Consider the following 15,848-nt stretch of genomic DNA (forward strand, 5'->3'; position numbering starts at 1 on the left):
TCCTTCCATGGGTGGGGGGAATTGCGGGGGGGCTACCACTCCCTCAGGTCGAGGGCGTGGTCTTCTCCGGCGACCAGGTCCAGTGGCCGGACGCCGGTGGAAGTCCTCAGTTCGATGCGGACGGTGCGGGTGGGGCGCAGGACTGCCGCGACCGTGTCCCGGCTCCACGCCAGGTCGACCTCGGCTCCGAACCGGGTGCGGACACCGCGCAGTTCGCCCTCCGGGTACGCCGGTGGGAGCGCGGGCAGCAGGACCAGCCGGTCCGGGGTGGACCGCACCAGCGTCTCGATCAGCACGGCGGGCAGGGCGTGGGCGGCGTCGGCGTTGTAGACGTTCCGGTTCGGGTAGTGGGCGCTCATCAGGGAGGTGTGGAAGTAGTCGCCCTCCAGGACGTGCGCGAGGGCGCGGGCGACGCGGTCGCCGTCGCCGAGGCGGGCCGCGACCAGGGCGTGGTGGAGGTGGCCGTGGGCCGAGTCGTTCTCCGCGCCGCGCAGTTCCAGGGCGCGGCGGGCGGCGGCGGCCAGGTCCGGGGTGTCGTGAGGGGTGATCTCGTCCAGCGGCCAGACGGCGTAGAGGTGGCTGAGGTGGCGGTGGTCGTAGGTGTCCGCCAGGCCGGGCCACGCCCATTCGGCGAGGGCGCCGTCGCTGTTGATCCGATGCGGTGGGAGGCGGTCGGCGAGGGCCTGCCAGCGGTCGGCGTCGGGGGTGCCGGGGTGGTAGGCGGCGGCCGTCCGCAGCGCGTGCCGGGCGGCGGAGAGGTCCATGGCGGCGTTGAGCGCGCCCCAGCTCGCGTTGGCGGGGCGGTTCTCCGGTGAGTAGGAGGGGACGACCACGAGGTGGCCGTGCTCGTCGGTGCGGGTGAGGAAGTCCTCGTAGAACCGGGCGACCTCGGCGAGCGCGGCGGCGGTGCGGGGGTCCTGGACGCCGCGTGTCTCGTCGAGGTGGACGAGCGGCCCCAGCAGCCAGTCGGCGCCGGCAGTCCACAGGTGCAGCGGGTACTCACGGCTGAAGTGGTACGTGTGGCCGGACTCGCCGTCGGTGTGCGCGGGCGCGACGGCCCCTCGGGTGCCGAAGATCGCGCGGGCGTTGTCCCGCCAGTCGGGGAGTTGTGCCTCGACGAGCCGGGCCAGGGCCTCGCCCACCTCGGGGAGTCCGGCCGCCGCGGCGGAGGCGGTCTGGAGGTTGAGGTTGGCGTCCGTGGTGAACGCGCCGGACCAGGCCGTGTCCCAGTCGCCGGTCCACAGTCCGGTGAGCCGGGGCGGGAGCAGGCCGCTGGCGGAGAGCAGGTGGTAGCGGCCCGCCGCGAACAGCCGCTCGAGGAGGGCAGCGCTACCGGGCCGCTGCAGCAACTCCGACCCCGGCAGGTCGCGTTCGGCGGGGTCGCCGCGCAGGTCGAGGGTGACCCGGTGGTAGGCGGTGCGGTGTGCGGGCAGATGGCTCTCGAGGAGGTCGTCGTAGGTCCGCCCGGTGAGCAGGTCGAGCAGGGCTCCCGCGTCCTCGGCCACGGCCGGTTCACCGGTGTGCCGGCGGACCCGGGTGAGCAGCAGCACCGAGTCCGCGCCGGTGATGCGCGCTCCGGACGGGGTGAGCGCCGTGGTGCCACCGGTGACGGCGATCAGCGTCACGCCGGTGTAGGCACGGTCGCTGCCCGGGTAGCGGGCGTGCAGGCTCAGTACGGCGCCCCCGGCGGTGAGCCGTGCCCCGTGGCCGACGCGCAGGCCGGGCGGCACGCCGGGCAGCCGGTGGTCCAGGCGGACGTCGAGCACGGCACCGGGCGCGGTGACGTGCTGGACGATCACGTCGTCGGCGCGGGAGACGAAGACGCGGCTGCTCCGGTCCCCGCACACCGCCGTCACCTCGCCGCTGGTGAAGTCGACCGAGCGGCGGTAGCCCCGCCGGGCGCGGGCCGGGCGGCTCAGCCCGATCCGGAAGGCCGGGTGGAAGGGCCGCACCCACTGCAACGGCCGGCCGTCCGTGAAGGACTCGGCGGCGGTGCGGTCACCGGCGAGCAGCCGGTCCTGGAGCGCGGCGAGCCGATCGGCGAGGAGCGGGGGCCGGGCGTGCTCGGCGCCGTTCGGACGGACGAGGGTGTGATGGGTGACGATCACGTGGTCGTCGTCCGGGTCGCCGGACACCAGGGCGCCGTGGTGGCCGTTGCCGCTGAGGAAGGCGTCCTCCCAGCGGGCGGCCGGGAGGGGTTCCCAGGTTCCGTGCCGGGGTCCGCCGGTCACGGTTTCAGCACCGCCGCTCCGTACCGTCCGAGCGTCGTGCGGCCGCTCACGGCCGACCCGGTGAGCAGGTCGCGGTGGCTGCCCGGCACGTCGACGGTCACCGGTTCACGCCGGTGGTTGAGCAGGAACAGCAGCTCGCCGCGCCGTACGGCCTCGACCCCGGCGGGCAGTTCGTCCAGCACCGGGCGGACGCCGGCACCGGCGGCGACGCGGGTGAGCAGGGCGCGCAGCGCCTCGGGCTCGGGGAGCGTGGAGACGTACCAGGCGCGGCCGCGGCGCAGCACGGCGGGCATCCCGTCGAGTTCGCCGCCCCGGTACGGGACCGTCTCGTCGGCGGTGGCGGCGGCCTCGATCTCCTCCGACCACAGGGTCCCGCGCAGTCCGCCCGCGCACGCGACGCTCTCCCCTGCCTCCAGCGGCCACCACTGGTGCAGCGTGCGGATGCCGAACAGCTCGCGCAGCCGCGGGTCCATGCCGCCGGGGCGCACCCGGTCGTCCTCGTCGGCGACCCCGGTGAGGAAGCCGCACACGAGGGTGCCGCCGCCGGCGACGTACGCCAGAAGGTTGCCGATCGCCTCGTCGGTGAGCAGGTAGAGCTGGGGGACGACGACGAGCCGGTGGGCGGTGAGGTCGTGCTCGGGGTGGGCGAAGTCGGCGGTGAGGTGGGCTTCCCACAGGGCGCGGTGCCAGGCGCGCAGGACCTCGGGGTACACAACGTGCGTGGACGGGCGGCCGTCCTGCTCGCAGGCCCACCAGGAGTGCCAGTCGTGCAGGATCGCGATGTCGCGGGTGCCGTGGGTGCCGGACACCTCGGCGCCGATCCGGCGCAGTTCGGCGCCGATCCGCTTGACCTCCTGGAACGTACGGCCCCGCTCGCCGGCGTGGCCGACCATCGCGGAGTGGAACTTCTCCGCGCCCTGGCGGGACTGGCGCCACTGGAAGTAGCAGACGGCGTCGGCCCCGTGGGCCACGGCCTGAAGGGACCACAGGCGGTTGAGCCCGGACGGCTTGGGGTGGTTGACGGGGCGCCAGTTGACGGGTCCGGCCGCCTGTTCCATGAGCATCCAGGGGCCGCGGGCCTGGGAGCGGGTGAGGTCCTGGACGAGCGCGCCGTACTGGGCGCCGAGGGGGTCGTGCGGGTCGGGGTAGAGGTCGACGGAGACGACGTCCTCCTCGGCGGCCCAGCGCCAGCCGTCCTGGCCGGACCACAGCGGCATGAAGTTGGTGGTGACCGGGAGGTTCGGGGTGTGCCGGCGGACGATGTCGCGTTCGGCGCGGTAGCACTCCAGGAGCGCGTCGGAGGTGAAGCGGCGGAAGTCCAGCACCTGGGTGGGGTTCTTCAGGTAGTGGGCGCGGCGCGGGGGCAGGATGCCGTCCCAGCTGTCGTAGCCCTGGCTCCAGAAGGCGGTGCCCCAGGCGGTGTTGAGGGCGTCGAGGGTGCCGTACCTGGTGTGCAGCCAGCGACGGAAGGCGGCGGCGGCCTCGTCGCCGTAGTCGTGGGTGCAGTACTCGTTGTTGATGTGCCACATCGTCAGGGCCGGGTGGCCGGCGTAGCGGGCGGCCAGGTCCTCGGTGATGGCGGCGGCGTAGCGGCGGTAGGTGGCGCTGGAGTGCGAGAAGTGCTGCCGGCCGCCCCACCACTCGGTGCGGCCGTCCTCGTCGCGGGGCAGGGTGTCGGGGTGCAGGCGGCCCATCCAGGGCGGGGGCGAGGAGGTGGGGGTGGCGAGGACGACTCCGACGCCGTGGTCCGCCATGAGGTCCATCACCGCGTCGAGCCAGCCGAACTCGCGTGCGCCGGGGTGCGGTTCGAGCTTCGACCAGGAGAACACGCCGAGGGTGACCGAGTTGACTCCGGCGTCCTTCATCAGCCGGACGTCCTCGTGCCAGGTCTCCTCGGGCCACTGCTCGGGGTTGTAGTCGCCGCCGAAGAGGATGCGGCCGCGGGTCGTACGCGTCGACCACGGAAGCTCCCTCATCCCTTGACCGCCCCCGTCAGCATCCCCTTCCTGAAGTGCTTCTGGACGAACGGCGACAGCACGGCCACCGGCAGCAGCGCCATCACCATGACCGCCATCTGCACGGCGAGCCCGGACAGTTGACCGGTCTTGATGGACTGGGCGAGACCCACGGGGGCCTCCTGCTTCTGCACGAGCTGGATCATGACGTTCTGCAGCGGGAGCATGCTCTGGTCGTTGAGGTACAGGGAGGCGTTGAACCAGGCGCTCCAGTAGCCGACGGCGTAGAACAGGGTGATCACGGCGAGTACCGCGCGGGAGAGTGGCATGACGATCTGCCACAGGATGCGCAGATCGCCGGCGCCGTCGATGCGGGCGCTGTCGACGAGTTCGGGCGAGATGCCCATGAAGAAGCCGCGCAGGACGAGGATGTTGAACACGCTGACCGCGCTGGGCAGGATCAGCGCGAGGTAGGTGTCGGTCAGGCCGAGGGTCTGCACCAGCAGGTAGGTCGGGATGAGACCGGCGCTGAAGAACATCGTCGCCAGCAGGGTCATCAGGATCCAGCGGTGGCCGAGCGAGCCGGTGCGGGACAGGCCGTAGGCGCACAGCACGGACACCGTCATGGAGAACAGCGTGCCGACCAGGGTGACCAGGATGCTGACGACGGCGGCGCGGGTGACCTGGCCGCCGCCGAGCAGTTCCCGGTAGGCGATGAAGGTGATGCCCTTGGGCACCATCACCAGGCCGCCCGCCTCGTCGATGGTCCTGCGTGAGGAGAGGCTGGTGACGACGACGATCCACAGCGGGAAGAGGATCGCCAGGCAGGCCAGGGTGAGGACGAGGCCCTTGCCCGCCAGGCCCGCCCTCGTGGGCTGTTCCTCCCACACCGGCCGGGGCGGCGCGGCCCACCGGCGGCGTCCGCGGACGGGCTTGTCGATCACGGCGGTCACCTCTTGTACACCCCCTGCTCGCCCATCAGATGGGCCACCTTGTTCGCGGCGAGGACCAGTCCGATGCTGACCACGCCCTTGATCAGTCCGGCGGCGGCCGCGTAGCCGAAGTCCTGGTTGCGTACACCGTTCCACCACACGAAGGTGTCCAGCACCTCCGCGGCGCCCGGTCCGACGGCGTCGCGTTGCAGCAGGATCTGTTCGAAGCCGACGGTGAGGGCGTCGCCGACGCGCAGCACCAGCAGCAGCGCGATGACCGGGCGCAGCGCGGGCAGCGTGACGTGCCAGATGCGGCGCCACCGTCCGGCGCCGTCCATCGCGGCGGCCTCGTACAGGTCCGGGCTCACCGAGGTGAGCGCGGCGAGGAAGACGATGATCCCCCAGCCGGCGTCCTTCCACACGCTCTGCGCGGTGAGGAGCAGCTTGAAGGTGGCGGGGTCGGTCATGAGGTCGAAACCGTCGTAACCGTGTTGGCGCAGCAGCTGGGAGAGCAGTCCGGCGCCGCCCAGCAGCTGCTGGAAGACGGCGACGATCAGCACCCAGGAGAAGAAGTGCGGCAGGTACAGCACGGCCTGCGCGACCGCCCGCACCCGCGGTCTGACCACGCTGTTGATGAGCAGCGCGAGCAGGATCGGGATGGGGAAGTACAGCACGAGCTGGAGGAAGAACAGCACCAGGGTGTTCCGCACGGCATTCCAGAACGCCGAGTCCGCGAAGATCGCCTGGAAGTTCTCCAGGCCCACCCAGGGGCTGTGCAGGATGGAGACGACGCCGTTGTCGCTGATGTAGGGGTCGTAGTCCTGGAAGGCGACGACGTTGCCGAGGATCGGTACGTAGTTGAAGAGCAGGACGAGGACGACGGCCGGGAGCGTCATCAGGAGCAGCACGCGGTCGCGTCGGAACCTGGTCCGCAGGCTCAGCCTCCCCGGGTGCGCGTCCTCGCGGGTTCCGGTGGCGCCGCCGGACGCCTCCGGAGTCCTCTCCGTCGTGTCGGCCTCGGTCCCGCTCCGAGGCACCGTGCTGTGGGACACGGCCGGTCTCCTTGCCTCTGCGCCCGGGTCAGCCTGCCGCCGGGCCGTTCTCGTCCAGGAGCTTCTTGTACCAGTCGCGCAGTCGGTCGCCGCCCTTGCTCTTCCAGTCGGAGACGGCCTGCTGCATGTCGCTGATCTTCTTGTGGCCGCGGACGATGTCGTCCTCCAGCTGTTCGAAGTCGTTGGACAGGTTGGTATAGCGGGAGGGCTCGGCGATCTGCATGCCGTAGAAGGAGGACTTCCTGGTGGCGGCGCCCATCCGCTGCTGCCACTCGACCTGGGCCCGGGCGGTGTCCGGGAAGTCCGGGTGGGCGAGGGTGGTCGAAACGGGGCTCGCGACCATGACGTAGGCGTTGATGACCTCGTTGTTGCCCCGGTCGTTCTTGACGGGCACCCCGTTCTTGACGGTGTAGTGGGTGCCCTCGACCCCGTAGTTGGTGAGCATGTACTCCTTGGTGCCGTACGGGGCGGCGGTGACGTTGGCGACGGCCAGCACGTCACGGACGACGGACTCGGGCGCCTTCTTGCTGACGAACGCGAAGATGTTGGCGGGCTGGGTGGCCCACAGGGTGGGCGTACCGCCGTCGTGGCCGAAGACGTCCATGCCGGAGATCTTGAAGTCCGGGTTCTGGACGGCCTGTTCGGCGGTCCGGCTGTACCACTGCGAGATGTCGTCGTTGTAGATCAGGAACTCGCCGGAGGCGAACTTGGGGCCCGAGTCGGTCTGGGCGCTCTTGCCCAGCTTGGCGTCGGGGTGGACGTACCCGGCGGCGAAGAGCTTGCGGGTCCACTCCAGCGCCTCCAGGTACTCCTGGGTCTCGACCCGGTAGATCAGCTTGCCGTCGACGAGGTTCCAGCCGAGCGGCTTCTCGCTGCCGGAGAGCACACCGAAGATGTTGAACGCGGTCCACTTCATGTCGAGGCAGGCCCACCGCTTGGCCCGGGCGTTGGTGATGTCCTTGGCCAGCGCCGCGAACTCGTCCGCCGAGCGCGGGACTTCGTAGCCCTCCTTGTCGAAGATGTCCTTGCGGTAGAAGGGCACGATGTTCGTGACGTAGGGGGCGGGCATCGGCAGGCCGCGCAGTTTCCCGCCGAAGATGCAGCGCTGCCAGGCGTCCGTCGGGATCGCCGCGAGGTTCGGGTACTCCTTGACCTTGTCCCCGGACAGGTGGGGGCCCAGGTCGGCGAACTTGCCGGTGATCGCGCTGGGTATCTTGCCGCCCATGTTCCAGCCGGGGATCACCACGACGTCCGGGACGCTGCTGGAGGCGAGGACGGCTCCCAGCTTCTGTTCGTAGGTGTTGCCGTCCTGGTTCTGCCAGACGACGTCGACGCCGATGAGGTCGTTCATCCCCTGGTAGTACGGGTTGTCCTGCTTGGGCGGGGACCCCCAGAACGGCGACATGATCGTCACCTTGCCGCCCTTGCCGAGCTTCTTCGGCACGGAGGTCTTCAGGCCGGCGAGGTCGAGCGGGCTGGTGAAGCCGACGGCGGAGCCGTTCTTGGCGGGGATGTCGGGGGTGACGACGCTGTTCGCCACGTAGGACGGCAGCAGCTTCTTCGCGTCCTTGCCCGAGGTGGTGCCCCCGCCCGAGCCGCTGTCGGAGCCGCCGCAGGCGGTGAGCAGCGGCATCCCTCCCGCCACCGCTGCGGCGGCGACCGCCGTGGAGGCGAGGAAGCTTCTCCGGCTGGGGCCGGCGGAGGCGGGGGCGGCGTTCGGCGTCATTGCGTCAACCCTTCGTGGCGCACCAGGACGCCCGGCGGTGGAGCCGTCGGCTGCGGTGTCCCGATGTCTCGATATCTCGATGCTCGATGTCTCGAGTGGAACTGGCTGAGGTCGAAACCGAGTCGAAGCGCTTCGATGTTGCTGCGAGGTTAAGTGAACACCTGGGGGCGCACAAGGGCCGGATCCCATCGGATCCGAGATTGCTCCGGGACGGTGCGCACGGGGCCGCTCTCATACGTCCCTTGAGATGCGGGCCGGGAATCGGACTTGTTACCCCGGACCGTCTTGACACCCGCCGCGAGTCGACTGAGCATCGAAGCGCTTCGAAAGAGGCTCGCCGTTCCAGCACCAGGGGGACCCCCACGTGACCGTACGAACGCCTCACACTCCGCCGTTCCGCGATCCGCGGCTGCCGTTCGCGAAGCGCGTCGACGATCTGCTGGCACGGCTGACCCTCGACGAGAAGGTCTCCTTCCTGCACCAGTTCGCGCCCGCCGTTCCGCGGCTGGACGTCGCCGCGTTCCGCACCGGTCAGGAGGCGCTGCACGGGGTGGCCTGGATGGGGCCGGCGACGGTCTTCCCGCAGGCCGTCGGGCTCGGCGCCACCTGGAACGACGACCTGGTGCGCCGGATCGGCGAGGCGGTCTCCCACGAGGTTCGGGCGATGCGCGCCCGCGACGACCGCGTCGGCCTCAACGTCTGGGCGCCGGTGGTGAATCCGTTGCGCCACCCGCTGTGGGGCCGCAACGAGGAGGGCTACTCGGAGGATCCGGGGCTGACGTCGGCGATCGCCGTCGCCTACACCCGCGGCCTGCGCGGCGGCCATCCGACGTACTGGCGCACGGCACCGGTCCTCAAGCACTGGCTGGCCCACAACAACGAGACGCGCCGGGACACCACGTCCTCCTCGGTGCGCCCGCGCGTCCTGCACGAGTACGACCTGCGGGCCTTCCGGGCGGCGGTGGCGGCGGGCGCGGTGGCCGGCGTGATGCCCGCCTACAACCTGGTCAACGGCCGCCCCAACCACGTCTCGCCGTACCTGCGCGAGCAGCTGCGCGCCTGGACCGACGAGGAGCTGCTGGTCTGCTCGGACGCGTGCGCGCCCTCCAACCTGGTCGACTCCGAGCGCTACTTCGCCACCCACGAGGAGGCCACCGCGGCCGCGCTGCTGGCCGGCGTGGACAGCTTCACCGACCACGGCACGGACCCGACGAAGATCGTGGCGCGGGTGCGGGGCGCCCTGGACCAGGGGCTGCTGACCGAGGCCGACGTCGACACGGCGGTGCGCCGGCAGCTCTCGGTGCGCTTGCGGCTCGGCGAGTTCGACCCGGCAGACGATCCGCACGCCGCGACCGAGGACTTCGACACCCCGGAGCACCGCGCGCTCGCCCAGGAGGCCGCCGAGCAGGCGATCGTGCTGCTGAGCAACGACGGCCTGCTGCCCCTGGCCCCGGACGCCCGCATCGCTGTGGTCGGCCTGCTCGCCGACGAGTGCAAGCTCGACTGGTACAGCGGCACGCTGCTGCACCGGTCCACGCCGCTGGAGGGCCTGTACGACCGGTTCGGCGCCGAGCGTGTGGAGTTCGCGGAGGGCGTGGACCGGATACGGCTGCGCACGGCCGACGGCGCCTTCCTGCACGTACCGTCGGCCGCGGACGTGAGCGACCGGGTACGCGGCGCCGAGGGCGCGTTGGACCCGGCGTTGCTGTCCGGCCGCACCGACCTGCCGCCGCTCACCACCGACGCCACCGGCACCGAACTGGCGTTGGTGGACTGGGGCGAGGGTGTCCTGACCCTGCGCGCCCCGGACGGCCGCTACCTCTCGGTGGCCGACGACGGCTACCTGCGCGCCTCGGCCGACCAGCCCGGCGGCTGGGTGGTGCAGGAGACGTTCCGCCTCGAACCGCACGGCGGCGGCCGCCTGCTGCGGCACCTCGGGACGGGTCGTCACCTCTGTGTCACCGCGGAGGGCGTGCGGGTCGCCGTGGAGAACCCCGGGGTCTTCGAACTGGTCGTGACCGAGCGCGGCGAGGAGGCGGTCGCACGCGCGGCCGGCCGCGCCGACGTGGTGCTGGTGGTGGCGGGCAACGACCCGCACATCAATGGCCGGGAGACTCAGGACCGTACGACCCTGCGGCTGCCGGGGCACCAGGAGCGGCTGCTGCGCGCGGCCCGCGCCGCGAACCGGAACACGGCGCTGGTACTGGTCTCGTCGTACCCGTACGCGGTCGACCCCGCACCCCTGCGGGCGGTGCTGTGGACCGCCCATGGCGGCCAGGCGGCGGGCACCGCCCTGGCCCGGGTGCTGGCCGGCGACTCCTCCCCCGCCGGCCGGCTCCCGCAGACCTGGTACGCGGACGACTCCGACCTGCCGGACCTGCTCGACTACGACGTGATCGGCAGCCGCCAGACGTACCTGTACTTCGAGGGCACCCCGCTGTTCCCCTTCGGACACGGGCTGTCGTACGCGTCGTTCGGATACGCCGACCTGGCGGTCCGGGCCGGGCCGGACACGGTGCGGGTGTCCTGCACGGTCACCAACACCGGGGGCGTCACCGCGGACGAGGTCGTCCAGCTCTACACCCGCGCCGTGGACCCGTCGGTCCCGCGCCCGCGCCGCGAGCTCGCGGCCCACCGCCGCGTCACGCTCACGCCCGGCGAGAAGACGGACCTGACCTTCGAAGTCCCCCTCTCGGCCCTGGAGTTCTGGGACGTTTCCCAGAACCGCCGGCGCCTGGAGCCGGGCCCCTACGAGCTCCTCGTCGGCGCCTCCAGCGAGGACATCCGCCTCCGCACCACGCTCACCCTCGACGGGGAACCCGGCACACCGCGCCCGATCCTCCACCACGGCCTGAACGCCGCCGACTTCGACGAGCAGTCGGGCATCGAGATCGTCGACCGGACGAAAACAACGGGCGACGCGGTGACACCCGCCCCCGGCAGGCCGGGCGAACTCCTCTACCGCGGCTGCGACTTCGGCACCGGAGTGACAGGGGTGAGCGTGGAAGTGGCAGGCGAGGGCACCGTGGAACTGACCCTGAACGGCGGCCCGCCGCTCGCCGCCCTCACCCTGACCCCACCCACGTCGGACCTGTACGACTACACCACGCTCACCACTCTGGCCACCGCCGCCGGCATCCACGACGTACACGTCAGGCTGACCGGCCCCCTGCGTCTGTCACGGGTCGGCTTCACGACCTGAGTCGCGGCCCTCCGCTCTACCCGACAAGACTCCCCCGATCAGCGCTTCCTGGTAAGCCTGGCCCAGCGGCTGCGCAGCACCTCGGTCTTCACGCCCGTGTCGCCCCGCATGTGTGACGGAACGGTCCACCTCGGGATGTTGAACCAGACGACCGAGAGGTTCACCGCGGCGGCCAGCAGGAAAAGGGCGACCATGAGCAGGACGAGGGCGAGCAGCACGTCCTCCCTCGACCCGCCCTGCCACACCTCCTCCAGGCCGCCGGTGACGAAGATGCCTCCCAGGAAGACCAGTTCGACCGTCAGTACCGCGGAGGCCCTCACCGCCCCCCGGTTGCCCTCAAGGCCGTAGGAGAGACCGGTCATCCTCTGGGACAGCCGCCGGGCGAAGTCGGGATCACGCCAGACCCTGCGGCTCACAAGGCACCCGTGGAGGATCGCTCCCACAACGACCAACGCGCCGAGCACCAAGTTGAACACCAAGACCCCATCCCCTTCACCCGGGCCGCCCGGTCACCCGATTGCCTGCCCTCCCCCAGCCGAGGAGGTACACGGTCCTACGACTGCGCCTCAGCCGTTCCGGTCGACGGCGTACGCGACGACAACGCCCGGGCGCCCTGCCCGACGGCCGGCCCGGGTGTCGTGCCCGGGGCTAGAAGTGCCCGATGTCCATCTCGTGGTCCAGCCGCTCCCTCAGCTTCATGACGTCCTTCAGGAGGGCATCCATCGCGGCCGGGTCCGCCGGATCCGCCTTCTGCACACCCTCGGACACCCTGTCGGCCAGGTCACTGAGATCCGCGTAGTACGGATCCCACCCCGCTTCGTCGTGCAGTTGCTCCGCCACCGGAGACGCAACCGACTGAAGCCCCATGAGAGCCGCCTTGCACTGGTGCTCACTGGCACACCCCCCGGAGAAACTCTCCTCCGCGGTGAAGCTCGTGTACTGAAGCGCAGCGGATTTCGTCGCCCTCATCGCATCCGGCTTAGCCTTCGGGACCGTCACCACCGCCGGCTGCGCCTCCCTGGTCACGCCCGGCTTACCGGCCACCCCACTGCACCCCGTCACCAGAACCAGTACCCCACCCACGACCAGCACGGATACGCCACGGCCGGCCCACCTCCGGATCTTCATGCGCGGGAACGTAGCACTTCACCAGCCCCGCCGACCCGGCCAAGTGCCGGCCTGGCGCAACGATGCCGCGCGGTGTGACGCCAGGTCCGTCTCACGGTGCCCGGAGTGGACCCCGCGTCGCACCCCGTCGGGATCACGGTCAACTCGGCGGCCAGCAAGTCGGCGGCGGGGTCGGCGGCGCCGGCGGCGGCTGGCGACGGGCACTGATGTGGTCCTGTTGTGCTCGGGTCGGCCATGTTGGCGGTCTGTGCGGATCAGGATGGGGGTGTACGGCAACGGCCGGAGCCCCCGCACAGCGGGCTCCGGCCGTTGTCGGCTGTCCGGAAGGGGGGCCTACAAGGCGAGGCCGGTCAGGACCAGGACGCGCTCGTAGGTGTAGTCGTCCATCGCGAACTTGACGCCCTCGCGGCCCACGCCGGACTGCTTGACGCCGCCGTACGGCATCTGGTCGGCGCGGTAGGAGGGGACGTCGCCGACGACCACGCCGCCGACCTCCAGGGTGCGGTGGGCGCGGAAGGCGGTCTGCAGGTCGTGGGTGAACACGCCCGCCTGGAGGCCGTACTTGGAGTCGTTGACGGCGGCGAAGGCCTCGGCCTCGCCGTTCACCTTCTGCACGGTCAGGACGGGGCCGAAGACCTCCTCGCAGGAGATCGTCACCTCGGAGGGCACGTCGGTGAGGACGGTCGGGGCGTACGAGGCGCCGTCGCGCTTGCCGCCGGTGCGCAGGGTGGCGCCGGCCTCGACGGCCTCCTGCACCCAGGACTCCACGCGCTGGGCGGCGTCCTCACTGACCAGCGGGCCGACGTCGGTCTTCGGGTCGGAGGGGTCACCGGTGACCTGCGCCTCCACGGCGGCGACGATGCGCGGCAGCAGGCGCTCGTAGACCGAGGCGTCGGCGATCACGCGCTGCACGGAGATGCAGGACTGGCCGCCCTGGTAGTTGGAGAAGGTCGCGATGCGGCTCGCGGCCCAGTCCAGGTCCTCGTCACTGGCGTAGTCGGCGAGGACGATCGCCGCGCCGTTGCCGCCGAGCTCCAGGGTGCAGTGCTTGCGCGGCACCGAGTCCATGATCGCGTAGCCGACCTTCTCGGAACCGGTGAAGGAGATGACCGGGAGGCGCTCGTCCTGGACGAGGGCGGGCATCTTCTCGTTGGCGACCGGGAGGATCGACCAGGAGCCGGCTGGCAGGTCGGTCTCGGCCAGCAGCTCGCCGAGGATCAGCCCGGACAGCGGGGTGGCCGGGGCGGGCTTGAGGATGATCGGCGCGCCGGCGGCGATGGCCGGGGCGACCTTGTGGGCGCACAGGTTCAGCGGGAAGTTGAACGGCGCGATGCCGAGCACGACGCCCTTGGGGAAGCGGCGGGTGAGGGCGAGGCGGCCCTGGCCGCCGGCGTCGGTGTCCAGGCGCTGGGCGTCGCCGCCGTTGAACCGGCGGGCCTCCTCCGCGGCGAACCGGAACACGGACACGGCACGGCCGACCTCGCCGCGCGCCCACTTGATCGGCTTGCCGTTCTCGGCGGAGATGAGCTGCGCGATCTCCTCGGTGCGCTCCACCAGCCGCTTGCTGACGTGGTCGAGGGCGGCGGCCCGTACGTGCGCCGGGGTGGCGGCGAACTCGTCCCGCACGGCGTACGCGGCGGCCACGGCCTCCTCGACCTGGGCGTCGGTCGGCACCACGGCCTTGCCGACCAGCTGCCCGTCCCACGGGTTGGTGACGTCGAAGGTGTCCTCGCCGGTGACCTGGCGGCCGGCGAGCCAGAAGGCGTGGGTGGAAGTCATGTACGAGTCCCGGCCCTTCCGCGTTTGGGGGTGTCTGCTGTCGACGTCCACGGTAGGGCGGGGGCGGCCCGGGGTCGTTTGTCCGAGTCGTAGCAGTACGCGGCGGGGGTGCGCCGGATTGGCGTATCAGATGCAGTATCCGGCGGCTCCCTGCTCCGTGGAGGTGGCCTTCACTCCGTGGAGGTGGCCTTCAGCGCCAGCCACAGCTCCATCCGCACGTCCGGGTCGTCCAGGGAGCGGCCGAGGATCTCCTCGACCCTGCGCATCCGGTACCGCAGGGTGTGCCGGTGGACACCGAGGTCGGCGGCGGCCGCGTCCCACTGGCCGTGCCGGGACAGCCAGGCCCGCAGCGAGGCCACCAGGTCGCCGCGTCCCGTCGCGTCGTGCTCGTACAGCGCGCGCAGCAGCCCGTCCGCGAACGCCCTCACCGCGTCGTCCGCCAGCAGCGGCAGCACCGATCCGGAGGCGAGCTGTTCGTGCTCGACGAGCACCCGTCCGCGCCGCCGCGCCACCGACAGCGCCTGTTCGGCCTGCTTGTACGCGGCGGCAGCCGCGATGGGCCCGGCCGGCCCGGACAGGCCGACGACCAGTTCGTCCTCCTCCCCGCTCGGCTGCTCGCGCACGGTCTCGGCCCGCGCCGCCTCCAGCGCGGCCGCGTACCGGCCGCACACCGCCACGGCCGCGCCGCCGTCGGCGGCCAGCACCACCAGGCGCTCCCCGTCGGGCACCACCAGCACGGCCTCCCCCGACCGGGCGGCGGCCGCCTCCACGACCTCGGCCAGCGCGGCGAGCGGGTCGGCGCCGGGATCGGCGCCGACCAGTACGGCGGCCGAGGAGGGTGCGGCGGGCTGCACGCGCGCGTGGGCACCGGCGTGCGCCCGCGCGGCGGACGCCGAGGCGGACTCGGCGACGATCACGCGGAAGGGGGCGTCGAGCAGGCCGCCGTACAGGTCGCCGGCCACCGCGCGGGCGTGGTCCGGCTGCCCGGCGAGCAGCATGCGCAGCACGGCGGCGCCGATCCGCTGCTCGGCGGCGTGCAGTGAGCGTGAGCGTTCCGTGATGAGCGTCAGCAGGGCCACGGCGGAGTGGACGGCGTACCGCTCGGCGGTGCCGAGGGCGGCGGCCGTGCCGACGGCGAGCGCGGCGCGCGGGCGGCGTCCGGTGCCGAGGGAGTGCAGTTCGACGCGGTCCTCGGTCTCGGGCCCGCCGACCACGGCCGACGCGGGGGCGGACCGGTCGCGCAGCCGCTCGATGTCGGCCGTGAGCCGTTCGGCGCGGCGGGTGGCCCACTCGGGTGCCGCGGCGACGACGGCGCCGGAGGCGTCGTAGAGCGCCGTCCAGCCGTCCACCTGGGCCGCGAGCGCGGCGAGCAGTCCCTCCGGGCCGGCGTTCAGGGCCTGTTTGGTCAGCTCCCGCTGGGCGGCGAAGCCTGCCGTGACCGCCCGGTACTGGTCGGCCGCGATGGCCGCCGAGACCGCCTTGCTGATGGCGAGGAACGGGGTGCGGCGGGGCACCTCGAGCAGCGGCAGGTTCTCCTCCTCGGCGGCGTCGACGAGCGCCGCGGGGATCTCGTCGTAGTTCACCCCGACCGCGAAGCCGAGCCCGACGACCCCGGCCTTGGCCAGCCGCTTCACATAGCGGCGCATGGCCTCGGGCTCCTCCGCGTCCAGCTTGAGCGCGGTGATCAGCAGCAGCTCCCCGCCCTCCATGTACGGCACGGGGTCGGCGAGCTCGCTGACGTGGGCCCAGCGGACTGGTACGTCCAGGCGGTCCCCGCCCGCGCGCACGGTCAGCTTGAGCGCGGAGTGTTGGACGAGCGAGGCGAGCGTCGGGGGCATGAGGC

At 72.0% G+C, this 15,848-nt stretch carries 10 protein-coding genes; 1 reads left to right on the forward strand and 9 read right to left on the reverse strand.

Annotated elements, in window-relative coordinates; all coding sequences use genetic code 11:
• Positions 1 to 32: 32 nt before the first annotated feature.
• Genes ACIHCX_RS28940 through ACIHCX_RS28960 form a run of 5 tightly spaced genes read right to left on the reverse strand, consistent with a single transcriptional unit; the run spans position 33 to position 7,896 of the window.
• On the reverse strand, positions 33 to 2,231 hold the full coding sequence (locus ACIHCX_RS28940) for a glycosyl hydrolase family 95 catalytic domain-containing protein (RefSeq protein ID WP_400034554.1): 2,199 nt from the start codon (positions 2,229 to 2,231) through the stop codon (positions 33 to 35).
• Positions 2,228 to 4,207, reverse strand: a complete 1,980-nt coding sequence (locus ACIHCX_RS28945) for a beta-galactosidase (protein WP_400034556.1) — start codon at positions 4,205 to 4,207, stop codon at positions 2,228 to 2,230. The genes ACIHCX_RS28940 and ACIHCX_RS28945 overlap by 4 nt, the downstream gene beginning before the upstream one ends.
• Complete coding sequence (locus tag ACIHCX_RS28950) at positions 4,204 to 5,139, reverse strand: carbohydrate ABC transporter permease (protein ID WP_400034558.1); 936 nt, start codon at positions 5,137 to 5,139, stop codon at positions 4,204 to 4,206. Before ACIHCX_RS28950 ends, ACIHCX_RS28945 begins: the two co-directional genes overlap by 4 nt.
• Positions 5,136 to 6,170 (reverse strand): ABC transporter permease, encoded by a 1,035-nt coding sequence (locus tag ACIHCX_RS28955; protein ID WP_400034560.1) that lies wholly within the window; start codon positions 6,168 to 6,170, stop codon positions 5,136 to 5,138. Before ACIHCX_RS28955 ends, ACIHCX_RS28950 begins: the two co-directional genes overlap by 4 nt.
• 28 nt (positions 6,171 to 6,198) lie before the next feature.
• Positions 6,199 to 7,896, reverse strand: a complete 1,698-nt coding sequence (locus tag ACIHCX_RS28960; RefSeq protein WP_400034562.1) for an extracellular solute-binding protein — start codon at positions 7,894 to 7,896, stop codon at positions 6,199 to 6,201.
• Positions 7,897 to 8,260: 364 nt separating this feature from the next.
• Here ACIHCX_RS28960 and ACIHCX_RS28965 point away from each other — a divergent pair, with 364 nt between their 5' ends.
• On the forward strand, positions 8,261 to 11,098 hold the full coding sequence (locus tag ACIHCX_RS28965) for a glycoside hydrolase family 3 C-terminal domain-containing protein (protein WP_400034564.1): 2,838 nt from the start codon (positions 8,261 to 8,263) through the stop codon (positions 11,096 to 11,098).
• Between the two features lie 38 nt (positions 11,099 to 11,136).
• On the opposite strand, the gene ACIHCX_RS28970 is transcribed toward ACIHCX_RS28965, so the two are convergent.
• The 4 genes from ACIHCX_RS28970 to ACIHCX_RS28985 all read right to left on the reverse strand — a co-directional run bounded on the left by ACIHCX_RS28970 (position 11,137) and on the right by ACIHCX_RS28985 (position 15,843).
• Complete coding sequence (locus ACIHCX_RS28970; protein ID WP_400034566.1) at positions 11,137 to 11,514, reverse strand: hypothetical protein; 378 nt, start codon at positions 11,512 to 11,514, stop codon at positions 11,137 to 11,139.
• Positions 11,515 to 11,746: 232 nt separating this feature from the next.
• Positions 11,747 to 12,226: a hypothetical protein gene (locus ACIHCX_RS28975; protein WP_400034568.1), complete on the reverse strand. Its 480-nt coding sequence runs from the start codon at positions 12,224 to 12,226 to the stop codon at positions 11,747 to 11,749.
• Between the two features lie 333 nt (positions 12,227 to 12,559).
• Positions 12,560 to 14,005 carry an aldehyde dehydrogenase family protein gene (locus ACIHCX_RS28980; RefSeq protein WP_400034570.1) on the reverse strand — a complete coding sequence of 482 codons (1,446 nt, stop codon included), beginning with the start codon at positions 14,003 to 14,005 and terminating at the stop codon, positions 12,560 to 12,562.
• 170 nt (positions 14,006 to 14,175) lie between these two features.
• Positions 14,176 to 15,843: a PucR family transcriptional regulator gene (locus ACIHCX_RS28985; protein ID WP_400034572.1), complete on the reverse strand. Its 1,668-nt coding sequence runs from the start codon at positions 15,841 to 15,843 to the stop codon at positions 14,176 to 14,178.
• Between the last annotated feature and the right edge of the window lie 5 nt (positions 15,844 to 15,848).

It is taken from the genome of Streptomyces sp. NPDC052043 (genome assembly GCF_044548235.1).
In the GTDB taxonomy this organism is placed as follows: domain Bacteria; phylum Actinomycetota; class Actinomycetes; order Streptomycetales; family Streptomycetaceae; genus Streptomyces.